The 23,643-nt window shown below is 71.3% G+C and carries 14 protein-coding genes; 9 read left to right on the top strand and 5 right to left on the bottom strand.

The genetic code is table 11. The annotated features are described in order from the left end of the window. The first annotated feature begins 132 nt into the window (after positions 1–132). The 5 genes from AC07Y4_RS25015 (at position 133) to AC07Y4_RS24995 (ending at position 12,091) form a co-directional block, all read left to right on the top strand. Positions 133–291, top strand: a complete 159-nt coding sequence (locus AC07Y4_RS25015; protein ID WP_167394958.1) for a hypothetical protein — start codon at positions 133–135, stop codon at positions 289–291. Positions 292–320: 29 nt separating this feature from the next. Continuing rightward, on the top strand, positions 321–2,510 hold the full coding sequence (locus tag AC07Y4_RS25010; protein ID WP_495275258.1) for a catalase: 2,190 nt from the start codon (positions 321–323) through the stop codon (positions 2,508–2,510). A 226-nt stretch (positions 2,511–2,736) separates the two neighbouring features. Beyond that, positions 2,737–4,848, top strand: a complete 2,112-nt coding sequence (locus AC07Y4_RS25005; RefSeq protein WP_495275257.1) for a CHAT domain-containing protein — start codon at positions 2,737–2,739, stop codon at positions 4,846–4,848. Positions 4,849–4,889: 41 nt separating this feature from the next. After that, positions 4,890–6,611 carry a ShlB/FhaC/HecB family hemolysin secretion/activation protein gene (locus tag AC07Y4_RS25000; RefSeq protein ID WP_495275256.1) on the top strand — a complete coding sequence of 574 codons (1,722 nt, stop codon included), beginning with the start codon at positions 4,890–4,892 and terminating at the stop codon, positions 6,609–6,611. A gap of 2 nt (positions 6,612–6,613) precedes the next feature. Continuing rightward, positions 6,614–12,091 carry a two-partner secretion domain-containing protein gene (locus AC07Y4_RS24995; RefSeq protein ID WP_495275255.1) on the top strand — a complete coding sequence of 1,826 codons (5,478 nt, stop codon included), beginning with the start codon at positions 6,614–6,616 and terminating at the stop codon, positions 12,089–12,091. 10 nt (positions 12,092–12,101) lie between these two features. On the opposite strand, the gene AC07Y4_RS24990 is transcribed toward AC07Y4_RS24995, so the two are convergent. Further along, positions 12,102–12,968, bottom strand: a complete 867-nt coding sequence (locus AC07Y4_RS24990) for a glycosyltransferase family 25 protein (protein WP_495275254.1) — start codon at positions 12,966–12,968, stop codon at positions 12,102–12,104. A gap of 47 nt (positions 12,969–13,015) precedes the next feature. Here AC07Y4_RS24990 and AC07Y4_RS24985 point away from each other — a divergent pair, with 47 nt between their 5' ends. Continuing rightward, positions 13,016–14,761 (top strand): glycosyltransferase, encoded by a 1,746-nt coding sequence (locus tag AC07Y4_RS24985; protein ID WP_495275268.1) that lies wholly within the window; start codon positions 13,016–13,018, stop codon positions 14,759–14,761. Here AC07Y4_RS24985 and AC07Y4_RS24980 read toward each other — a convergent pair. From AC07Y4_RS24980 to AC07Y4_RS24965, 4 genes are all read right to left on the bottom strand, one after another. Next, entirely contained in the window at positions 14,719–15,498 is a 780-nt protein-coding gene (locus AC07Y4_RS24980; RefSeq protein WP_495275253.1) for a hypothetical protein, read from the bottom strand. The two genes, AC07Y4_RS24985 and AC07Y4_RS24980, sit on opposite strands and share 43 nt — an antisense overlap. Before the next feature lie 6 nt (positions 15,499–15,504). After that, the gene (locus AC07Y4_RS24975) at positions 15,505–17,493 is read right to left on the bottom strand and encodes a hybrid sensor histidine kinase/response regulator (RefSeq protein WP_495275252.1); all 1,989 of its coding nucleotides are present in this window, start codon (positions 17,491–17,493) and stop codon (positions 15,505–15,507) included. Next, positions 17,490–18,497 (bottom strand): ABC transporter substrate binding protein, encoded by a 1,008-nt coding sequence (locus AC07Y4_RS24970; protein WP_495275251.1) that lies wholly within the window; start codon positions 18,495–18,497, stop codon positions 17,490–17,492. Before AC07Y4_RS24970 ends, AC07Y4_RS24975 begins: the two co-directional genes overlap by 4 nt. A gap of 226 nt (positions 18,498–18,723) precedes the next feature. Then, complete coding sequence (locus tag AC07Y4_RS24965; protein ID WP_390346972.1) at positions 18,724–20,631, bottom strand: ATP-binding response regulator; 1,908 nt, start codon at positions 20,629–20,631, stop codon at positions 18,724–18,726. Positions 20,632–20,795: 164 nt separating this feature from the next. Here AC07Y4_RS24965 and phnD (AC07Y4_RS24960) point away from each other — a divergent pair, with 164 nt between their 5' ends. From phnD (AC07Y4_RS24960) to AC07Y4_RS24950, 3 genes are all read left to right on the top strand, one after another. Beyond that, a complete protein-coding gene (phnD, locus tag AC07Y4_RS24960) occupies positions 20,796–21,845 on the top strand; it encodes a phosphate/phosphite/phosphonate ABC transporter substrate-binding protein (protein WP_369631059.1) in 1,050 nt (349 codons plus the stop codon). Between the two features lie 11 nt (positions 21,846–21,856). Next, on the top strand, positions 21,857–22,876 hold the full coding sequence (gene phnD, locus AC07Y4_RS24955; RefSeq protein WP_495275267.1) for a phosphate/phosphite/phosphonate ABC transporter substrate-binding protein: 1,020 nt from the start codon (positions 21,857–21,859) through the stop codon (positions 22,874–22,876). Positions 22,877–23,139: 263 nt separating this feature from the next. Beyond that, positions 23,140–23,523 carry a DUF2628 domain-containing protein gene (locus AC07Y4_RS24950; protein ID WP_495275250.1) on the top strand — a complete coding sequence of 128 codons (384 nt, stop codon included), beginning with the start codon at positions 23,140–23,142 and terminating at the stop codon, positions 23,521–23,523. Positions 23,524–23,643: the final 120 nt, after the last annotated feature.

The following is a 23,643-nucleotide window of genomic DNA, read 5'->3' as shown; positions in this document are numbered from 1 at the left end:
ACCGGTGACGCCCACCTTCTCCCACAGACGGGGAGGGGCGGCCACTACGGCCCGCGCACCGGGCCCCACCTAAGCTTCCTCTTTGCGGATTTGCCGGCTTGCGGCCCCGCTTCTCTCGGAGGGAAAAACATCATGGAAATCTCGGCACTGTTCGATTCGCTCATGGGCACCTGGGGCGACGACATCCTGATCTGGGCGGTGGCTGCCGTGACCGCCTGCATCGGCCTGATCGCCGTGGTGAACGTGCTCGACATCTTCATCGGCAGCGGCAACAGCAACGAGGCCGGCTGAGCCGACCCGCATCGATGCCCAGAACCCCGATGTCCCCCCAGAACAAGGCCGCCGCAGGCCGCCGCGCCAGCACCGCCAAGACCGGTGACGGCGCCAACGCCAAGCAGCTGCAGCTCGAGGGTTTCACCACCGAGCACCCCACGCACCTGACGACCAACCAGGGCCTGCAGGTTCCCGACAACCACAACTCGCTCAAGGCGGGCGTGCGCGGGCCGACGCTGCTCGAAGACTTCATCCTGCGCGAGAAGATCACGCACTTCGACCACGAGCGCATTCCCGAGCGCGCCGTGCACGCGCGCGGCTCGGCGGCGCATGGCTACTTCCAGGTCTACCAGTCGATGTCGCAGTACACCTGTGCCGACTTCCTGCAGGACCCCGATGCGAAGACGCCCGTGTTCGTGCGCTTTTCGACCGTGGCCGGCTCGCGCGGCTCGGCCGACACCGTGCGCGACGTGCGCGGCTTCGCCGTCAAGTTCTACACGCGCGAGGGCAACTACGACCTCGTGGGCAACAACATCCCCGTGTTCTTCATCCAGGACGCGATGAAGTTCCCCGACCTCATCCACGCCGTCAAACCCGAGCCGCACCACGAGATGCCGCAGGCCGCGAGCGCGCACGACACCTTCTGGGACTTCGCCTCGCTCATGCCCGAGAGCACCCACATGCTGATGTGGGCCATGAGCGACCGCGCCATTCCGCGCAGCCTTCGCATGATGGAAGGCTTCGGCGTTCACACCTTCCGCTTCGTCAATGCGCGCGGCGAGAGCCACTTCGTGAAGTTCCACTGGAAGCCCAAGCTCGGCGTGCACGGCCTCGTGTGGGACGAGGCACAGAAGATCGCCGGCAAGGACCCCGACTTCCACCGCCGCGACCTCTGGGAGGCCATCGAGCAGGGCCACTTTCCCGAGTGGGAACTGGGCGTGCAGCTCATCGCGCCCGACAAGGCCGAGTCGCTGGGCTTCGACCTGCTCGACCCGACCAAGCTGATCCCCGAAGAGATGGTGCCCGTGCAGCGCATCGGCAAGCTGGTGCTCAACCGCAACCCCGACAACTTCTTCGCAGAGACCGAGCAGGTGGCCTTCCACCCGGGCCACGTCGTGCCGGGCATCGACTTCAGCAACGACCCGCTGCTGCAGGGGCGCCTGTTCAGCTACACCGACACGCAGATCTCGCGGCTGGGCGGTGCCAACTTCCACGAGCTGCCGATCAACAAGGCCGTGTGCCCGTTCCACAACATGCAGCGCGACGGCATGCACCGCCAGACCATCGCGCGCGGCCAGGTCGCCTACGAGCCCAACACGCTGGGCAGCGGCACCGAGTTCCGCGTGGACGGCGGCAGCCACGGCTTCCAGTCATTCCCCGAAGAGATCGAGTCGCCGAAGGTGCGACGCCGCAGCCCGTCGTTCGACGACCACTTCACGCAGGCGCGCCTGTTCTTCAACAGCCAGAGCATGGCCGAGAAGGAGCACATCGTCGCGGCCTTTCGCTTCGAACTCTCGAAGCTCGAAGTGCCCGCGATCCGCCAGCGCATGGTCGACAACCTTGCGCACGTGGACGAGAAACTCGCGCGCCGCGTGGCCGAGCCGCTGGGCATCGGCGAGCCCGACGCGAAAGCGGCCGCAGGGTACTCGGGCTTCCGCGAGCATCGCATCGAGTTGCCCATCGACGAATCGCCCGCGCTTCGCATGAGCGACGGCAGCGCCGACGGCGTGGTGCGCACGCGCAAGGTCGCGATCCTCGTGGCCGACGGCGTCGACTCGGCCTCGCTCAAGCCGATCCGCGATGCACTCGAACAGGTGGGCGTGCTGTGCAAGGTGGTGGGCCCGAAGCTCGGCACCGTGGCCAGCGCGTCGAAGCGCCAGATCGACGTCGACATGACCTTCACCAACACCGCCTCGGTGCTGTTCGACGCCGTGCTCGTGCCCGCGGGTGCCGAGGGCGCCGCCGTGCTCGCGGCGCAAGGCGATGCCGTGCATTTCGTGCTCGAGGCCTATAAGCACTGCAAGGCGATCTGTGCGGTGGGCGAGGGCGTGCAACTGCTGGCCACGCTGGGCGTCACGCCCGAGGGCGAGGCACCGGCCGGCGTGGTGGTGGCCGAAACGCCGGTCACGAACCTGGGCGACGCCACGGCGGCGACGCAGATCGCGCACGACTTCATTGCGGCGATTGCGAAGCACCGGCATTGGGACCGACTCAACATCGACAGCGTGCCCGCCTAGCGTGAACCGGCTCTACGCCATTTGCGCTAGACCGTATTGCGAATAGGCGAGGTGAACACCCGCTCCTAGACTTTCCCACGAGGCCTGAACGGCGCGCACTCCCGCGGCGTCGAGCGTTCGCGGCAGCGAGTGCATGGGTCGAGGGGGTTCAATGGCGTGGTTTTCGAGATGGGGATGTGCGCATCCGGCGCGTCGCCGTGCCGGTCTTGCCGGTGCGGTCGGCCTGGTGGGTGTGCTGCTTCTGGGCCCCGGCGGCCCTTCGGCGCAGGCACAACGTCCGGCGCCACCACCTGCAACTCCCGCCGCTGCGGCGGGCGGCCCGAATGCCGAGGCCGCGGCCGACCGGATGGCGCAGGCGCGGCTGGCCGACACCGACACGCTGCTGGCCCTGACCAGCGAAGGCGCGGTGCTCTACGGGCAGGACGCGGTCAAGCTCTCGGGCTATCAGTACTGCAGCCAGGCGGTCGCATTGGCCGAGGCGGGCGAGTTCCGCCAGAGCGTGCGCGCCGCGAGCAAGGCGCTGCACCTGGCCAACGCCACCAGCGATCCGAACCTGCGCGCCGTGGCCAACCGCGACCTGGCGATCGTCTACAGCTACTCGGGCCAGCTCGAAAAAGCCGAGGAGTTCGCGCGCGAAGCGCTGCGCCATCCCGCGCGCGACCCGAAGCTGGTGGTCGGCCCGGTGCAGAAAGTGATCGGCGACGTGCGCACGCGGCGCGGCGATTTCGCCGGTGCGGTGCTCAGCTACGACGAGGCACTGGCCAACAGCTCGCCGCGCTACGCACCGTTGGTGCAGGCCTCGCTGGTCAACGCGCTCATCGAATCGGGTGACGCGGCACGCGCGCGCCAGGTGCTCGGCGAGATGGCCGAGCCGCGCGAGGCGCCCCTGGCCGCGCAGCTCGAACGCACGCGCGCCCGCCTGCTGCTCGCCGAGAACAAGCCGGCCGAGGCGCGCGACAAGTACCGCGCGCTCACCACGCGCCAGGTCGGCACCGACACCGCCTACTACCGGCTCTGGGCCTGGGACGGCGTGGCGCGCAGCGAACTCGCGCTGGGCCAGAAGCAGGCCGCGGCCGAGGCCGCGGGCCGCGCGCTGGCCGACGTCGACCAGGTGCGCGCGCGCTTTCGCAGCGAAGAAGTGAAGATGGGCCTGTTCTCCGACCTGCAGTCGGTGTTCGAGCGCGGCGTGGCGGTGTACAGCGAAGCGGGCGATCCGCAGCGCGCCTTCGAGGTCAGCGAGCACAGCCGCTCGCGCGCGCTGCTCGATGCGGTGCGCGGCCGCGCCAAGCTCAGCGAATCGTCGGCCGGCACGGTCGGCGTGGCGGCGCTGCAGCGCACGCTGGCGGCCGACGAGCGTGTGGTGCAGTACCACGCGCTGCCCGACCGCCTGATGGTCTGGGTCGTCGGCCCGGACAGCATTGTCGAAAAGCGCATCGCGGTGAAGCGCGAAGAACTCACCGAACTGGTCGAGACCTTCCGCAACTCGATCGTGCGCGGTCGCCGCGCCGCCATCACCAACGCCGACAAGCTCGGCGCCGCGCTGCTCGGCCCGCTGGGCCTGGCGCCGGGCCAGCGCGTGGTGGTGGTGCCGCACGGGCCGCTGCACTACCTGCCGTTCCAGGCGCTGCGCCTGGACGGGCGCTACCTCATCGAGACGCACCCGGTGTCGGTGGCGCCGTCGATCAGCATCGCGGTGCAGCTGGCGCAGCGCACGCCGCGCGTGAACGCGTCGCTCACGGCCTTCGGCAATCCGCGCATCGAGGACAAGTACGACCTGCCGGGCGCCGAGACAGAAGTGAAGCAGCTCGCGCAGCTGTTCCCGCGCAACACGGTGTACATGGGCGCGGCCGCCACCAAGACGCAGTTCCGCGACGTGGCCTCGCGCTCGCCGCTGATGCACGTGGCGGCGCACGCGGAGGCCGACGAGGTCGATCCGCTGTACTCGCGCATCCTGCTGGCCAACGAGGGCGGCAAGCAGAACTTTCTCGAGGCGCACGAGATCCTCGCGCTGCCGATGGACGGCACGGCGCTGGTCACGCTGTCGGCCTGCGAGTCGGGCCTGGGGCGCATCGCGCAGGGCGACGAGGTGCTGGGCTTCACGCGCTCGTTCCTCTCGGCCGGCAGCTCCAGCCTCATCGCCTCGCTGTGGCCCGTGTCGGACGACGCCACCGCCGTGCTCATGGGCACGCTCTATGGCGAGCTCGCCAAGGGGCGCGACATCCAGAAGGCCATGCAGGCCGGGCAGCTGGCCGTGCTGAAGGACCCCAAGATGTCTCACCCCTTCTTCTGGGCGCCGTTCAACCTGATCGGCAACTGGCGCCTCACCGTGGGAAGCTGACCATGTCTTCGCCACGCTCCCTCCTGCAAAGAAGCACTGCCATGGCCCCTGCGATCCGCCTTCGTCCACGGCCCACGCCGGTCGCTCTCGCCGCCATGGCACTCGTCGGCGCCACGCTGTGGGTCGCCATGCCCCGCGCCCATGCGCAGGAAGCCACAACGTTGCTCCCCACCAAGGACCCGTGCGGCAGCTGCGACCGCCCCGTGGCGCAGGCCACCGGCGCCGTCGCGCCGCAAACCCTGCCCGCGCCGCCCCGGCCTGCAGCAGGCGCGGGCAGCTTCAAGCTCACCGACCTGCGCCTGAACGGCGTGAAGGCGCTGAGCAACGAAGAGCTGCAGACCATCACCGCGCCCTACATCGGCCGCGACGTCACGCTCGGCGACCTCGAAGGCCTCGCGCAGGCCATCACCACGCGCTACAAGGAACGCGGCTACTTCCTCGCGCAGGCGGTGGTGCCGGTGCAGACCGTGCGTGACGGCATCGTCGAGATCAGCATCATCGAAGGCCGGCTCGGCAAGGTCGACGTGCTGGTCGCGCCCGAGGCGCCGATCAGCGAGGCGCGCGTGCGCGGCTTCCTGTCGGCGCTGCAGCCGGGCGAGGCGGTGAACGCGCCGGCCTACGAGCGCGCGATGCTGCTGCTGTCGGACCAACCGGGCCTCAAGGTGTCGTCCAGCCTGCAGGAAGGCGCGCAGGCCGGCACCACCGACCTGTCGGTCGAGGTCGAGGCCGGCGCGCGCTGGGCCTTCTCGGCCGAGGCCGACAACCACGGCACCAAGGAGGCGGGGCGCTACCGCGTGGGCGGCACGGCGCGCTGGCTCAGCCCCTTCGGCATCGGCGACAACCTCGATGCGCGCCTGCTGCTGTCCAACAGCAACGCGCTGCAGTACGGCCGCGTGGCCTATGAGGCGCCGCTGGGCACCAGCGGCCTGCGCGCGGGCATCGGCATCTCGCGCGTGAGCTACGACCTGGGCGGAAAGTTCGTCGACCTCGACGCGCGCGGGCGCGCCGACGTGCTCGACGTGTCGCTCAACTACCCGCTGATCCGCCAGCGCCAGCAGAACCTGTTCCTGCGCCTCACGGCCGACGTGAAGGACCTCACCGACGAACTGCGCGGCGTCGACTTCACGGCCAAGAAGCGCGTGCAGGGCTTCGGCATCGGCTGGGCCTGGGAGCGGCGCGACGAGGTGCTGGGCGGCGGCTACTGGGCCAGCTCGGGCACGCTGTACCACGGCGACCTGTCGATCCGCGACGCGCAGAGCTTCCAGTCCGACCAGCAGTTCGGCGGGCGCCACACCGAAGGCGGCTTCACCAAGCTGAGCTTCCAGGTGTCGCGGCTGCAGGCCATCGTGCCGCGCCACTCGCTGTACTTCTCGGTCGGCGGCCAGTGGGCCAGCAAGAACCTCGACGCCTCCGAAAAGCTCGCGCTCGGCGGCGCGCGCGCGGTGCGCGCCTACCCCTCGGGCGAACTGCTGGTGGACCAGGGCCTGATCGGCACCTTCGAATACCGCTGGGCCGCCACCGACGAGATCACGCCCTACCTGTTCTACGACGCGGCACGCGGAAAGATCGCGCGCCATCCCTCGCCCTTCGACGGCGAGAACACCCACAGCCTGCGCGGCTACGGCATCGGCCTGAGCTGGTCGCGCCCGGGCAACTTCTCGATCAACGCCACGCTCGCCTGGCGCGCCGGCACACCGCCCGCGCAGACCGACGGCGGCGGGCGCAACCCGCGGCTGTACGTGCAGCTGCAGAAGGCGTTCTGACCATGAAGCCCCGCACCACCTTCCAACCCCGGCATCCGCTGCGTCCGCTGGCGCTTTCGATTGCCTGCATGGGCCTGGCCCCGGCGCTGGCACAAACCATCCTGCCGAGCTTCGGCCCGAACGGCTACACCGCGCTGGGCGGCGTGACCGTGGGCACCACCACGTCGGCCACCAGTGTGGGCGGACAGGCGCTGGGCATCTCGCAGTCGTCGCTGCGCGCGATCATCAACTGGAACAGCTTCTCCATCGGTGCCAAGGACGCGGTCAACATCAGTCAGTCGATGGGCGCGTCCAGCATCCTGCTCAACCGCGTGACGGGCGGCGAGCTCTCGACCATCGCCGGCCAGCTCACGGCCAACGGGCGCGTGTTCCTCATCAACCCGAGCGGCGTGGTGTTCAGCCAGGGCGCGACGGTCAACGTGGGCGGTCTCGTGGCGTCCACGCTGGCACTGAACACCACCGACAACGACTTCCTCACTGCTGCCAGCACCAAGCTCGATTTCCTGCGCGACGACGCCAACGCCAAGGTGGTGAGCAACGCCGGTGTGCTCACCGCCGTGGGCGGCCCCGTGGTGCTGATGGGCGCCGAGGTGACCAACACCGGCAGCATCACCGCCAACCGTGGCACTGTCGCGCTGGCCTCGGGCCGCAGGATCAGCTTCGACCTGGGCAACGACGGACTCACCAACCTCGTGGTCGCGGCCGATGCCATGGCCACCAGCGCCAAGGTGGTCAATGCCGCGGGCGCCACCTTGCAGGCCGATGGCGGGCGCGTGATGCTCATCGGCAGTTCCACCACGGCGGGCGAGCTGGTGGTGAACCAGTCGGGCACGGTGCGCGCGCGCACGCTGGAGAACGTCAACGGCGAGATCGTGCTCGGCGCCGGCAGCAACAACCGCATCGAGATGAACGGCGGCACGCTCGACGCCACCGGCATGGGCGCGGGGCAGCACGGCGGCACCATCCGCATCGCGGCCGGGCAGGTGCGCATCGAAGGCACCGGCGCCGGCGACCAGCGCGCGGTGATCGACGCCAGCGGCCAGGCCGGCGGCGGCAGCGTGTCGGTGCATGGCTACGACGTGGCGCTGTCGTCCACCGCGGTGCTGCGCGCCGACGCCACCACGGGCGGCGCGGGCGGCACGATCACGACGGCCAGTGCCCAGGGCCATGCCCTGGTGGGCGAGGCCGACCCGGCACCCGAGCGCGAGTCGCGGCTGCAGGCCTACGGCGAGATGACCGCGCGCGGCGCGGGTGCCGGCAAGGGCGGTGCGATCTCCAACGAAGCCGATGCGGTGCGTGTACAGGCCGTGCGTGTGGACGCAGGCGGTGGCGCGCAGGGCGGCGCCAACGGCAGCTGGACGGTGACCGCGAAACAGTCGGACCTGGGCATCGTCGAGGCCGGCAACGTGCCGGTGTATGACAGCAAATTGCCGGCCTTCACCGGCGGCTCCGTGAGCGCCGGCAGTGTCGGCGACACGCTGGGCCGCGGCACCGACGTGACGCTGGCGAGCGGGCGCACCGGCCTCGGCGCGGGCGTGACCTTTGCGCCCGGCGTGCAGGTCGTCAAGAGCGAGGGCGGCACGGCGCGGCTGCGCGTCGATTCGGCCGGCAGCATCGTGATGAACGAGGGCTCGGCCATCACATCGCAGCAAGGCGCGCTGCACGTCGACTTCAACGCCGACGCGACCGGGCGCGTCGCCACCAACGCGAAGAACATCAACAACAGCAGCGGCAACCCTTCTGCGGAGACCGACTATGCCGGTGCCATCGTGCTGACCGGCGCGACCATCGCGGCCAACGGCGGCGACGTGCGCTTCTTCGGCCAGGGCGACGCGCAGAACGGCCGGGCCATCGGTGGCATCGTCCCGCTCGGTGGCGACACCGGCGATTTCGTGTGGCGCGACGGCGTGACGCTCGCCGGCAGCCAGGTCACCACCGGCGGCGAAGGCCGCATCGCGATGCGCGGCCAGGGCCGCACCTGGATCGACGACCAGAACAACAGCGACTTCATCTTCCGCGGCAGCAACGGCGTGTCGATCACGGGCGGGACGGTCGAAGCGGGCACCGGCGGCTTGCAGCTCGACGGCCTCGCGGGCTACGGGCGCAGCGGCGTGGCCATCGGCGGCGGCGCGGTGCTGAAGTCGGTGGGCGACATCGGCATCAAGGGCCAGGGCCCGACCTGGACTTCCAACATCGGCGGCGCCGCGGTGGGCGCCAGCACCGCGGTCGTCATCGACGACGCCACCGTGGCCGGCGAGCGCGACGTGCGCATCGAAGGCCAGGGCGCGAACCTCGACGGCCTGCGCACCGACACGGGCTTTGCGGCGGGGAACATGTCGGCCGGCGGCGGCAACGGCGTGGCCATCCGCGGCGCGGTCTCGGCCGGCGCGGGCCGGCGCATCGACGTGATCGGCCACGCGGGCAGCGAAGGCTTCAGCGCCACGCTCGGCAGCCCCGACATCATCATCACGCCGTCCACCACGCCCACCTACGGCGTGGCCGTCACGGCCGACGCCGACCATCCGACGGCGCTGCGCACCGACGGCGGCACCATCGCCATCGACGCCCAGGGCACCGACATCTCGATGCGCATGGTCACCTTCATCTCCGGCGTGGGCACCAGCGTCGGCACGCTGGCTTCGGTGGCCAGCGACAGCGGCAAGGGCGGCAGCATCTCGGTGCAGGGGCGCAACGTGCTCATCGACGGCGCCACGAACTCCGACGGCTCGCCGGCGGTGGCGCGCCTGGACGCCACCGGCGCGACCGGCGGCGGCAGCATCGACATCGCGGCCACCAACGCCATCGCCGTCGGCGGCAACACGCGCCTGGAAGCCAACGCGGGCACGGGCGTGGGCAACGGCGGCAGCATCAAGGTGGTGGCGACAGAGTCGCTGCGCGCGCACGGCCAGCTCTCGGCGCGCGGCGGCGCGGCCGGCGGCGACGGCGGGCGCATCGAGACCTCGGCCGGGCGCTTCGACCTGCGCGGCGCGCGCGTCGACGCGTCGGCACCGGTGGGCGCGGCGGGGCAGTGGTTCATCGACCCCTTCGACCTCACCATCGCCCACGGCACGGCCGCGGGCACGCTGCCGACCAACCCCTACGACGCGGTCGCCAACTCGACCATCCAGGACGGCGACATCAACACCGCGCTCAACGGCGGCACCAGCGTGAAGATCACGACGGGCACCGGCACGGGCGGTGGCGGCGTCATCACGCTCGATGCCGACGTCGACATCAACTACACCGGCTCCAAGGGCCCGCTCACGCTGCAGCTGGACGCCGCCAGCGGCATCCAGACGCGCACGCCCGGGACCACCATCCGCGCGACCGGCGGCGACGACCTGAACGTGGTGATGAACGCGGGCGTCAACCCCGACGGCACGCCCTCGGGCAACAGCGGCTTCATCGACTTCGGGGGCAACATCCTCACGCAGGGCGGCAGCGTGACGATGAACGCGCTGGGCACGGGCACGCCCGGCAGCGGCTTCATCCGCCTGAACGGCGGGCAGGTCATCACCGACGGCGGCAACGTGTCGCTGCTCAGCGGCCAGCCCGGCGCGCCCACCGGCACCGTGATCCTCACGCAGGACGTGCAGATCGACACGCGCGTCGGCCAGAGCAACGCGGGCGCGGGCGGCAACGTGCGCATCGAAGGCGGCGACGTGCTGCTGCAGGGCGCGCGCATCGCCAGCGCCACCGGCAACGTGGACATCCGCGGCACCTCGACCACGTGGGACAGCGGCGTGGTCATCACCAGCGGCCAGCTCGGGCCGAGCACCATCAGCACCACCAGTGGCAACGTCACGGTGCAGGGCGTGGCGCGGCGCCAGGCCTCGTCCACTTTCGCGGCGGCGCACGGCGTGCTCATCAACGGCGGCAGCTCCATCACCACCGGCAGCGGCAACATCGCGGTGCGCGGCTACAACTTCAACAACGACCCCTCGGCGCCGGGCGTGACCGAAGACAGCGGCGTGCGGCTGGAGAACGGCGCGCAGCTCGTCACCACGGGCGGCGGCAACATCGAGGTCACGGGCCGTTCGCAGAACGGCGGGCGCGGTGTCGTGCTGCAGGCCGGCGGCGCGCCGACCGCGCCGGGCGCGCTGCCCGGCATCCGCAGCAGCGGCAACGTGCTGCTGCGCGCCAGCAACGACGGCAGCGGCGATTCGATCGTGATCGAGGCGCCGGTGGTCGCGGCCGGCACCATCGACCTGCGCCCGGGCGGGGTCGATGCCAACATGGTCGCGTCGGACGACACGGCCACGCCCATCGTGCTGGGCGGCCCGACGGTCAACGGCTTCTCGGTGTCGGGCGCGGAGTTCGCGCAGCTGTCGGCGCCGACCATCGTCGCGGGCAGCACCACGCACGCGGGCGCCATCACGGTGGCCGGCGCGCTCACGACCTCGGGCGCGCTCACGCTGCAGAACGAAGGCGGTGGCGGCGGCATCGCGCTCAACGCGCCGGTCTCGGCCGCGACGCTGGGGCTGCTGTCGGGCGGCAACGTGAGCCAGTCGGGCGCGGGCACGATCACGGCGGGCACGCTGCTCGCGCGCTCGCGCAACGGCAGCGTAGACCTGCGCAACCCGGGCAACGACGTGGCCACGGTCGGCGGCGGCGCGGCGGGCGGCTTTGCCTACGTGGATGCGAACGCGGTCACCATCGGGCCGGTGTCGGTCACGGGCTTCGATGCGGCCGGCAACCTGTCGCAGGTCACGTCGGCCGATTCGATGGCCGCCAACACCGTGTTCGTGCGCACGCTGAGCGGCGACCTCACGCTGGGCGCGCCGGTCAGCAGCACCAGCGGCACCGACCTCGTGGCGGCAGCGCGCTTCCAGAACCCGGGCGGCCATGGCATCTCGGGTGCGCTGTGGCGCGTGTGGGCCGACACCTGGGTGGGCGAAACGCGCGGCGGCCTGGCCGGCTCGGGCCCGCTGCCGAACTTCTATCACTGCGCCTACCTGGGCCTGTGCACCGTGACCGTGACGCCGGGCGACAACCACTTCATCTACGCGCAGCAACCGACCGCGACCATCGTGATCGCCGACGCGTCGCGCACCGTGGGCGCGCCCAACCCCTTCTTCATCTACAGCCTCACGGGGCTGATCCTGGGCGACACCGGGGCGGGCTTCAGCGGCTCGATGTTCTCGCCGGCGCTGCCGGGCAGCCCGACGGGCCTGTACCCGATCAACGGCACCTTCACCTCGGCCGAGGGCTACGCCGTGCGCGTGGTGCCGGGCCAGCTGCGCGTGAGCGGCCTGCCGCTCTTGCCTTCGGTGGACGTGGTGCGCGAGCCGCTGACCTCGTACCTGTACGACCGGAACATCGGCCAGGCGCCGATCTGCCTGGCCACGGGTCCGCTGGACGGCGACCGCGCGCAGCAGGGCGCCGACGTGCTGGCGCGCGAATGGTCGCGCGTGCGCTCGCGGCCCAACCTGCTGAGCTGCGTGAACACCGAGCGGCGCAACGGCTGTTCGGATTTCTGAGAAAGAAGTGTCAGCGCGGCGTGTGATCGCGGGCCGTGAGCACGAAGAGCTGTGCCATCAGGTCCGCGAGCAGGCGCAACTGCGGGTCGTCGGTGAGCGGGGCGTGGCGCCACGGCGCGACATGGGCCTCGAGGCCTTCGAGCGGGCCGGCGAAGAACAGGCGCCGCAACGCACCGCCGAGCACATCGTGCGCCGCCGATTCCGCAGGGCTGCCGAGGGTGCTGTCGGCATGGCTGCCGGATGCGGGCGTGGCGAGGAAGGGCGAGAGCACCACGCCTTGCAGGCGGCCGTCGCGCAGGAAGCTGCCCAGCGTCAGGTCGTAGGGTTGCAGTGGGCCGCTCGCGAGCGCCTCCTGCAGCAGTACGGGCAGCACGCGCAGGCCCTTCGGCGTGACGACGTAGGCGACCGCGCCCCAGTTGTAGAGCGTGCGTGCGTCGAGGAAGTCGATGCCCGACAGCGCGTGACGCGGCGCGCTACTTCCTTGCGGCGGCAGGCGCCGTTGCAGGCTGTGCCAGAGCGCGAGCAGGTGCTGTGTCGAAGTCACGGGCTGGCATTCGAGGAACGCGATGTCGCAGCCTTCGGCTTCCAGTTGCGCGAGCGCGCCGCTGCGCAGCACGGCCGGCAGGGCCTCGCTGAGTTGCGCGTCGTCTTCGAGCACCAGCAGCGACTCGTCGGGGTTCGCGCGGGTGAGGGCTTCGGCGTGCGAGAGGAAGCAGGCGCGCTCGCCCGGCGTGATCGCCGTGTTGCCTGGCGCGAGCGTCTGCGCTTCGATGGCGGCCAGGCGGTGCACCTGCGTCAGCCCGAGCCGCTGCAGCTGCGCGTCCATCGCGGCGCGGCGCTCGGTGCTTCGCTCGAGATTGATGTAGCAGCCTTGCATGGGCATCTCCGGTGCGTCATCGCTGAAGGAGCGATGCAGTGAACATCATGGCGTCGGACGGTCGAGAGGCTGACACGAACCGTCCGTGGCTCAGCGTCGTGCTGCCTTTCTACCGCAAGCTCGCCGAGTTCGAGCGCGTGCTGCCGATGAATGCGGGGTATTGGGCACGACCCGGCATCGAGGTCGTGCTCGCGCTCGACGAGCCCGGCGAGGAGGCGGGCGTGCTGGCGCTGGTCGAACGCTTTCCGCAGATCCGCTGGAAGGTGCTCGTCAACGACGTCGCGCATGCATGGCGCCCGCCGTGCAAGGCCATCAACGCCGGCGTGCGCCGCAGCGCGGGGCGCTTCGTGCTGGTCCATTCCCCCGAGTCCGCTTACGTGGGCGATGCGCCGGCCCTGCTGCTGCAGGCGGCGATGGGGCACGCGCACGGCGTCGCGGTCGGCCGCGTCGGCTTCGCGCGCTTCGACGAACTCACCGACACGCTCGACGCCGTCTTCGCGCGCCAGGTGCCGCCCGAGCTGCTGCTGCAGACCTTCTACGGCTCGCTGTGCTGCGCGCGCGAAGCCTTCGATGAGGTGCACGGCTACGACGAATCCTTCGAAGAATGGGGCGGCGACGACGACAACCTGCGCGTGCGCCTGGAAATGGCGGGCTGGCAGCTGCTGGCCTGTTCGGACGCGCACCTGCTGCACCTGTCGGCCGAGACGCGCACGGGCGGCGAGCAGTTCGACCGCGACCTCGACTGGATCAAATGCACGCCGCACGAGGCGCGCGCGGGCGATGCCGGCTGGGGCCGCGACTTCGGGCGCATCGCACGCGACGACAGCGCCCGCGCATGGCCCGCCGAAGCGCCGGCCTGGCCGGCCGCCGCACCGGTGGTGCCGATGGGCTCGCGCCGCCAGTGCGAGGTCTGCGCGCGCCTGCTGCACCACGAGCCCAGCGCCTTTCGTTGCCCGCGGTGCGCGCGCCCGCCGATCGCACAGCGTCTCACCTCGCGGCTGCGCATCGTCTGCGTGCTGCAGCTGCGCAACGAAGCGCGCTGTCTGCCGGGTTGCCTCGACCACCTGCGCGGCCATGTGGACGGCATCGTCGCGCTCGACGACGGCTCGACCGACGGCACCGCCGACATCCTGCGGCGCGAACCCATGTTGCTGGAGCTGCTGTCGAACCCGCCGCGCGACGACGGCACGCATGTGTGGCGCGAGAACGAGAACAAGCGCCGCCTGCTCGAGGCCGCGCGCCGCCACGGCGCGGGCTGGGTGCTGGTGTGCGATGCCGACGAGCGCTACGAGCAGCTGTTCCTGCGTCACCTGCACGCGACCGTCGATTCGCTGCCCGACCACCAGCTTGCGAGCCTGTCACTCGTGTCCTGCGAACTCTGGAATTCGCCCGACGCCTGGCGCAGCGACGGCCCGTGGGGGCGCAAGTCGCGCGCGCGGCTGTTCCGGTTGCCGCAGCAGATCTCGTTTGAATCGAGCTCGGAACTGCACGGCCCGTGGCTGCCCGACGACGCGCAGCGCCACGGCCCGATGTTCTACAGCCGCTACCGGCTCTACCACCTGAAGAGCATCCGTCACGCCGACCGCGTGGCGCGGCGCGACCTCTACACGCGGCTCGATCCGGCGCGGCAGTTCCAGGCCATCGGCTACGACTACCTCGCACAAGAAGGCCCGGGGCTGCAACTGATGCGCATCGAGCCCGACCGCGACTACGACCGCAACACCCTGCCGCCGGACTTGCAAGAGCCGGCTCAGCCGCTCAATCCCAACGTCCTCGCGAAGTCGCCGCGGTAAGTGCGCAGGCCCTGGTGCGACAGCCGCGAGCGCGTGTCGACGTGCACGCGCCCGCCGATCGATTGCCAGCGGCGGCAGAAGCCGTAGTCCTCGCTGAGGTAGCGCCCGTTGCCCGGTTCGGCGAACACGTCGAAGAAGCGGTAGTGCGGCCGCGCCGCGGCGACCGGGTCGTCCATGCGGTCGGGCGTGTAGCGCAGTTCGGGCAGCGCCTGCGCCATCTGCTCGAGCACGCGGCGCGCGATCAGCATGAAGCCGGTGGGCGCGTCCAGCACTTCGAGAAAACCGTCGGCGTCCACGCGCGCACCCGCGTCGTTCACGTTGACCGGAAATGCCGCATGCAGCGCCTCGAAGTCGGCGCGCGTGGTGCCGGCCGGCAGCGGCGCGCGCAGGCCGCCCTCGGGCCAGCCGTCGCTCTTGTGCGGGTACACGCCGGCCACCACGTCGCGCCCCGCGCCCAGCAGCCGCAGCGCGGCCTCGGGCTCGAAGCCGATGTCGGCGTCGATCCAGAACAGGTGCGTCCAGCGCGTGTCGGCCAGGAACTCGGCGGCCAGCCGATTGCGCGCGCGCGTGACGAGGCTGTCGCCGTCGAGAAACCGCGTCTGCATCGCGAAGCCGTGGGTCCACGCGAGGTTCACCAGGCCGAGCAGGCTGCGCGCGCACTCGGTGCCGACCGCGCCGCCGTGGCAGGGCGTGGCGACAAAGGGGCGGACGTCTTTCAGGTCGATGGCGGTGGGCATGCGGGGTCAGGCGCCGGGCGCGTGGCGCCGCGTGGTGAGCAGTGCGCGCAGCTTGGCCGGCGCCACCGGTTTGGTCAACAGCGTCACGCCGCCGTGGCGCAGCCGCTGCAGCACCTCGGGCCCGGTGGCGCCCGACACCAGCACGGCGAGCGCGCCGGGCTGCAGGCGGCGGGCGGCGTCGATCACTTCCACGCCGTCGGCATCGCCGGCCAGTTGCAGGTCGCACAGCACGGCGTCGTAGACGATGTCGCCGGTGCCCAGCCGCGCCAGCGCCTCGGCGCCGGTGGTGACGCATTCGACCTCGCAGCCCCATTGCGTGAGCAGCGCGTGCGTGCCGTCGAGGATGGCGGGGTCGTCGTCCACCACCAGGCAGCGCAGGCCCGCCAGCGGCGCCGGTGCCACCGGGGCGGGCTCGGGCGGCGCGACGTCGGCCTTGCGCGCGGGCGGCAGCGTGAACGCGAAGGTGCTGCCGGCCTGCAGCGCCGAGCGCACGGTGATGCGGGTGCCCAGCAAAGTGGCGATGCGCGCGCAGATCGCCAGGCCCAGGCCGAAGCCGCGGCGGCGGTCGCGCTCGGTGTTGGCCACCTGGTAGAACTCTTCGAAGATGCGGCCCTGGTGGATGGGCGCGATGCCCACGCCGTTGTCGCGCACCTCGATGCGCACGCCGGCCCGGCTGCGCCGCGCGGCCACCAGCACGGTGCCGCCCTCGGGCGCGTGGCGCAGCGCGTTGGCCACCAGGTTGCCGACGATGCGCTGCACCATCGCCGCGTCGCTGCGCACCGCCAGGCCGCGGTCGCGCCAGTGCAGCCGCACCTGCGCGGCGCTGGCGGCGGGGGCGTGCTGCGCGTCGAGCTGGTCGAACAGTGCGGCCAGCGAGACGCGCGTGATGGCGGGCGTGAGCACCTGCGCGTCCAGGCGCGAGATTTCCAGCAGGTCGTCCAGCAGCACGCCCATGAAGCCGGTGCTCTCCTGCAGCCGCAGCACGGCCGGGCGCTGGGCCTCGGTGGCGCTGGGCAGCAGGCCGTCGATGAACAGGCCCATCGCATGCAGCGGCTGGCGCAGGTCATGGCTCGCGGCGGCCAGGAAGCGCGCGCGCGACAGGGCGGCCTGCTCGGCCTCGGCCATGCGCTGCAGCGCGACGGCGGTGGCTTCGCGCACGCGCTCCTCGCTCACCTGGCGGTTGTATTGCAGGCGTTCGGCGAGGCGGTCGATGTCGTGCGCGAGCACGGCCAGCTCGTGCGTGCCGCGCGTGCCGCCTTCGACCACGTCGCAGCGCACCTCGAAGTGGCCGGCCTCCAGCGCCGCCACCGTGCGCGACACGCGCCGCAGCGGCCGCGCCACCGTGCGCGCCATGTGACGCACCGAAGCCCACGCCGCCAGCAGCGCGACCAGCGCGATGCCGATGCCGGCGATGAGCGAGCGGCTGCGCTCGTGCGTGTAGGCGGTGGTGTCGCGGAAGGTCTGCACCAGGCCGATGGGCGTGTCGCCCGCCGCGGTGGAGCCGGCCGGCGCGAAGGCGCTGGCGCGCGAGGCCTCGCGCAAGGTGACCGGCGCGCTGAACATGCGCAGCTGCGCGAGCGATTCGTTCTTGGGCCCGGCCGTGACGTACACGCCGGCGCTGTTGCTGATCTCCACGCGTGTCACCTGTCCACCGCGCAACGCCGCCGAGGCCACGTTCTGCAGCGCCGGCAGGTCGCCCGCGTACAGGCTCAAGTCGGACATGGCCGCCACCTGCCGGGCGACGGCCTGGCCTTCTGCGTCGAAGGCGGCTTCCAGCGTCTGCAGCCGGTTGTGCGTGAACCAGCCGGTGAGCGCCAGCGCCACCGCCGCGCAGGGCACGACGCCCAGGCGGAACAGGTCGCGCTGCAGGTTGCCGCGCACGACGAGCGAAGCGGCGGCCGGCGGGGGAGGGGGCGATGGCGATTCGGTCGCCGTGGCCGCTCCCGCCGCCGTCGGGCGGGACAGCGGGCCTGGAGGGACCGGCGTGGTGCTCATCGCGGGGCTGCGAGTCGTTCGGTGAGCTCCCGTTCCTCCGGCGGACGCAGGCCGAGCCCGCGTGCCACGGTCGCGTTGATCCGCACGGTGGCCGGCGTGGCCGCCTCCACCAGCGGGCTGTTGTTGCCGGTGCTGCCTGCGCTGGCCACCTTCTGTCCGAGCTGGCGCGCCTGTTGCGCGAGCTGGCCGGGCGTGGAGACCGCCGCCGCCAGGCCGCCCGAGCGCACCAGGCCTTCGCTGGCGCCGAACACCGGCAGGCCCGCGCCGGCGCCGGCATGCAGCACCGAGAGCGTGGCGGCCTGGCTGTCGCCGATGAGGTCGGGCAGCACCATGAGGGCGTCGCTGCGCGGCACCAGGGCGCGCAGCGCGGCGGCGAGCGAACGCGCGTCGGGCGCGATCTCGACCTGCAGGTCCCAGGCCGGATTGGCGTTCTGCGCGGCGCGCTGCAGCTCGCGCACCAGCGGCTCGGATTCGGGCGTGGCGATGACGCCCAGGCGGCGCTTCTGCGGCAGCACGGCGTTCACCAGCGCGAGCTGGTCGGCCATGGCCGGGTCGCGCAACAGCACGCCCACGCGCCGGTCGCCGCGCCGCAGGGCGGCGGGGCTGGCGGCCTTGAGGGTCTCGTAGTCGAGGCGGCTCAGCATGGCCAGCACCAACGGCTCGGCGCCGGGCCGCTCGAGGGCGGCGCGCGCGGCGGCGGTGCCCACCGCCACGGTGAGGCCCGCGTCGCTCGCGGTGCGCAGGCTGCGCGTGCGCACGCCGGTGTTGGCGGGCTCGGTGTCGGCGCTGGCCGGCTCCGCGGCCGGGGCGCCCGGTCCGATGCGCACGAGTTCGAACTTGCCGGAGGCCGACTGGCCGGTGCGCAATTGCTGCACGAACTCGGCCGACGCGGCCTGGTCGTCGCCGACGAGCACCGTCAGCGTGGCCGCCGATGCCACGCGCGGCGCGGCGGCCAGGCACAGCACGAGGCCGAAGGCCAGCAGCGCGTGGACAGCACGGTGCACTCTTCCGGAGAAAAGCGGAATGGGGAGGGTCACAGCGACGGACATGGACTGCTTTGTGCAGCGAGAGGCAATGGTCCAATGTAAGGACGCGCCCTGTTTCCCGCGATAAGGCGGAGGGCTTATGCCCGCATGCGCGAGGGCCTGCGCGTGTGAGGAAGATCACACCGCGGCGGCTGCTTGGTCTATGTCCGACGGACTACCCGGCGCCTACCGGGAAGGTACCGTGTCAGAGGCCCGCGGCCACCATCAGCGCGGCCGCGCGCTGCGCCTGGATCGCCTGGCGCAGCACACGCGGCGACACCGGCTTGTAGAGCACGGCGATGCCGGCGGCGGCCACTTCGCGCAGCCGGTCGGGCTTGGTCTCGCCGGTGACCAGCAGGCGCGCGGTGCCGGCGCCGATGCCGTTGGGGTGGCGCTCGAGCGCGGCGATCACATCGAGGCCGTTGTCGCCGCCTTGCAGCAGCAGGTCGCTCACCACCACGTCGGGCGGCGTGTCCCAGTGGTCGGCCAGCGCCAGCGCCTCGGCGCGCGTCTGCGCGGCCAGCACGGTGGCGCCCCAGTTGGACAGCACCACGCTCAGGCCTTCGAGGATCGTGCGTTCGTCGTCGATGACGAGGATGCGCAGGTCCGCCAGGCTGTCGCCGTTGCTCTCGTCGTCGGCGCTGGCCGCCGCGGGGGCCGGTGCCACCGGTGCCGGCAGCGCGGCGGGCGCGGCGCGCACCTGCACGCGCACGCAGGTGCCCTTGTTCAGGCGCGAGCTGAGCTCGACGCGCGTGTTCAGCAGCTCGGCCAGCCGCTGCACCGTGGCCAGCCCCAGGCCCATGCCGCGCGCGCCACCGGGCGCGTTGCTGCGGCTGGCCGGCTCGACCTGGTAGAACTCCTCGAACACCCGCGCCTGGTGGTGCGCGGCAATGCCCACGCCGGTGTCGACCACGTCGATGCGCACGCCCTTGCCACGGGCGCGCGCGCCGATCAGCACGCCGCCCTCGACCGTGTGGCGCAGCGAGTTCGACACCAGGTTGTTGAGGATGCGCGAGAGCATCACGTAGTCGCAGCGCACCCACAGCTCGGTCTTGCGCACCACCAGCCGCAGGCCCTGCTGCTCGGCCACGGGCCGGAAGTTGCGGCTGATCTCGTCGAACAGACGGTCGAGAGGAAAGTCGGCCCACTGCGGCTGCAGCACGCCGGCGTCGAGCTGCGACAGGTTCAGCAGCTCCGAGAACAGCCGGTCGAGCGAATCCACGCATTCGCGGATGTGGCCGATGCGCTGCAGCTTCACCGGGTCGGTCTCGCCGTTGGCCAGCCCGTCGGAGAACAGCGTGAGCGCATGCAGCGGCTGGCGCAGGTCGTGGCTGGCGGCGGCCAGCAGCCGCGTCTTGGCCTGGCTGGCCACCTCGAGCAGCTGGTTCTTGCGCGCCAGCTCGGCCGTGGCCTCGTTGATGCGGCTTTGCAGCAGCCGGTGGCTTTCGGCGAGCGCGCGTGCCGCCTGGTTGAAGCCGTGCTGCAGGTGGCGCACCTCGGAGGTGCCTTCGATCGCCACGCTGGCGGCCTCGCCCGCGCCGAGCCGGTCGACCGCCTCGCCCAGTGCGCGGATCGGCTCGCTGATGCGGCGCGCCGCCCACCAGCCCGCCAGCCCCACGCCCAGCAGGCTCATGGCCAGCACCAGCGCCACGTTGAGCCAGACCGAGCGGCGCGCGCTCTGCACCGCGTCCAGCCCGATCTCGACCATCACCTTGCCGTTGTGGCGGCCGTCGTCGCTGACGATCGGCACCACCACCTGCAGGCCCTCGCCGCGGCGGCGGTCGACGGTCTCGGAGTTGGCGACGATCTCGCCGTCTTCCGTCCAGATCTGCACCTGCTGCACGTGCGGCTGGTAGGTGCCGGTCTGCGCGGTGCGCGCCAGCGCGCGGCGGTCCATGCGTGCGAGCGGCGCCTGCGCCACCGTGGCCACCTGCAGCGCCACCGTCTGCGCGTTGGCGCGCATCAGCTCGGTGAGGTTGCCCAGGTGCTGGCGCGTGAGCACCGCAATGGCCACCAGCGTGGCCGCCGTGGCCGGCACCAGCGCCAGCAGGATCAGCTGCTGGGCGAAGGTGAGGCGGGCCAGCCCGCGCAGGAGGCGGAAGTTCCAGTTCATGAAGGCCTTGAACGCATGGGGCGCGAGCTTAGGGCCACGGCCCCGAACAGGGAAGACCGGAAAAACATCACGAGAAAGACTCGCATTTGGGATGTAATGGCGTCCGCGTCGCCCATGTTAGACCCCGCCGGCTCGCCGCGGGCCCCGTGTCTTCCGCTCCTTCCATGCACGCCTTCTTGCGTCGTTTCGGCAGTTTCCCCGGCACCGGCCGCCGTGCGGCCCTGGCGCTGGCCATGGGGCTTTTGCTGTTGCCGCTGCCGGCGGCGGCGCAGGCTGCGGCGCCCGCCGCGGATGCGCCGGTGCGCTTCGGCATCCTGCCGTTGGGCGGTGCCTTCGAGTCGCGCAGCGACTGGGACCCGCTGTTGGCCGAACTCAGCCGCGCCATCCAGCGGCCGGTGAGCGTGCTCTCGGTCAACTCGTACGAGGCGCTGGAGCAGGCCATCCAGCGCGGCGAAGTCGACATGGCGTTCCTGTCGGGAAAGATGGCGCTCGACGCCGTGAGCCAGAAGCGCATGAAGGTCGTGGCCCAGGTCGTGCGGCACGACGGCCTGCCCGGCTACCGCGGCCTGCTGCTCACGCGCAAGGCGCCGCCCTTCAACACGCTGAAAAACCTCGTCGACCAGCCCGAGCGCTGGCGGCTGGCGCGCGGCGAGCGGCAGTCGGTGTCGGGCTTCATCGTGCCGCAGCTGCAGTTCTTTCTGCCGAACCACATCGTCATGGAGACGCGCTTCCTGAGCGAGGTCGTCGGCACGCACCAGGCCAACGCGCTGGCCGTGGCCAACAACGAGGCCGACGTGGCGACCAACAACTCGGCCGACTTCGAGCGCTTCAAGCTGCGCTTTCCGGCCGAGGCGCAGCGGCTGCAGGTGCTGTGGGAGTCGGAGCTGATCCCGCACGCGCAGATCGTCGTGCGCCGCGAGTACCCGCCCGAACTGCGCCTGCGCGTGCAGGCCTTCCTGGTTGCCTACGGCCGCGGCAAGGGAGCGCGCGGCGACGCCGAGCGCGTGGTGCTCAAGTCGCTGCACGACCTGGCGGGCTTCGTGGCGGCCGACAACAGCTCGCTGCTGCCCGCCGCCAAGCTGGCCTATCAGCTCGCCATGCAGAACGCGAAGACCGCGCAGTGGGTCAACGATGCGGCGCGCCAGGCGCGGCTGCAGCGCCTGGAGAGCGGCTACGCCGAGCAGTTGGCTGTCTTGAAGGATGTGAGCCCTTGAACCGTCGCACGATGCTCGCGCTGGCCGTGTCGTCGCTGATGGCGCCATGGTCGGCGGGCGCGCAGCCCGCGCCAACGCCCTCCGCGAAGGGGCCGCTGGTGATCAAGGAGGTGCGCTTCGGCGTGCTGCCGCTGGGCGGCACCGTCGAGTCGCGCGCGTTGTGGACGCCGCTCATGGCTGACATGAGCCGTGCGCTGGGCCTGCCCGTCAGCGCGTATTCGGTGCCGTCGTACGAAGAGCTCGACCGCGCCATCGGCCGCGACGAGATCGACATGGCCTTTCTCTCGGCCAAGATGGCGCTCGACGCCGTCATGCAGCGGCGCATGAAAGTGGTGGCGCAGATCGCGCGGCGCGACGGCATGCCCGAGCACCGCGCCGTGCTGCTCGCGCGCAAGACCGGGCCGCTCAACACGCTCGAAGGCCTGCTGGCCCAGCCCGAGCGCTGGCGGCTCGCGCGCGGCGACAGCCGCTCGGTCACCGGCTTCATCGTGCCGCAGAGCCAGCTCTTCCTGCCGAACCAGATCGAGATGGAAACCCGCTTTCGCAGCGAGTTCGTCGGCACCCACCAGGCCACCGCGCTGGCCGTGGCCAACGGCGACGCCGACGTGGCCACCAACAACACCACCGACTTCGAGCGCTTCCGCCAGCAGTTCCCGGTCGAGGCCGCACGGCTGCAGGTGATCTGGGAGTCCGAACCACCGCCCGGCGCGCCGATGGTGGTGCGCCGCGACTACCCGCCGGAGTTCCAGGCGAAGCTGCAGGCCTTCCTCGTCGGCTACGGCAAGGGCAAGGGCCCACGGGCCGACGCCGAGCGCGAGGTGCTGAAGAACCTGCGCGCGGCGTACGGCTACGTCGCGGCGGACGACAGCGCGTTGCTGCCGGAGGCCAAGCTGGAATACCAGCTGGGGCGCCAGCGCGCGTTGTCGGCGGCGTGGGTCAACGATGCGGCGCGGGAGCAGCGGCTGCAGCGCATCGAGAAGGCGTATGCGGCGCAGGTGGAGGCGCTGAAGGCGTCGAGCGCTTCCCGCTGAGGCACGGCCCGCGCAGGCCGTGCCCATGACAAATCACGCGCTTTGCGCGGGTATCTGAAGCCACGTCGCGGCGGGCGACCATTGTTGTCAATGCAAACGCGTGGTGGCTTCCACACTGCGCGACCTCTTTCCGGGTGAAGGCTGTTGTCGTCGAAGGCGTTCTTGCGAACGGCTTTGTGCGGTGTGCGTTGCGCGTCGGAGAGAGGACGGGGCGAGAGCCCGCATCCGACAACAACGATCTCTATCGGGAAGGCAGTCACGCAATGAAGACCTACAAGATATTCAAGGACCCCCTCGGCAGTGTGCAGGCCATCAAGGACGGCTGGAGCTGGCCGGGGTTTTTCTTCGGGGCGTTCTGGGCCCTGTTCCATCGCATGTGGTGGGTGGGGCTGGGCCTTATGGGCTTGGCGATGCTCATCATCCTTGGAGAAGACACCATCGGAACGGCGGTCGCGGACGGGTTGCTCAACGTGCTTTCTGTCATCGTGTCAGTGGGGTTCGGTATGGGTGGGAACGCCTTGCGCGTGGGACAACAGATTCGCAGGGGCTATGAGGAGATCGCGGTGGTGCAAGCCGCCAATGTGGAGATGGCGCTGATTCAGGGGCATGCGGCAGCGGCAGCGGCAGCGAAGCCCGGGACGCTCTGAGAAAAATCCCACGCACGGTGAGAGAGGTGCGTGGAGTTTGACCATTGTTATCAGTGTGATCGCGAGGCGACTCGCAAACTGCGCGACCTGTTTTCCTCCCAAGGAAGTCGTCGATGCCGC

Source organism: Variovorax sp. GW460-12-1-14-LB1, assembly GCF_059423605.1.
This window is presented reverse-complemented; position numbering and strand designations above follow the sequence as displayed.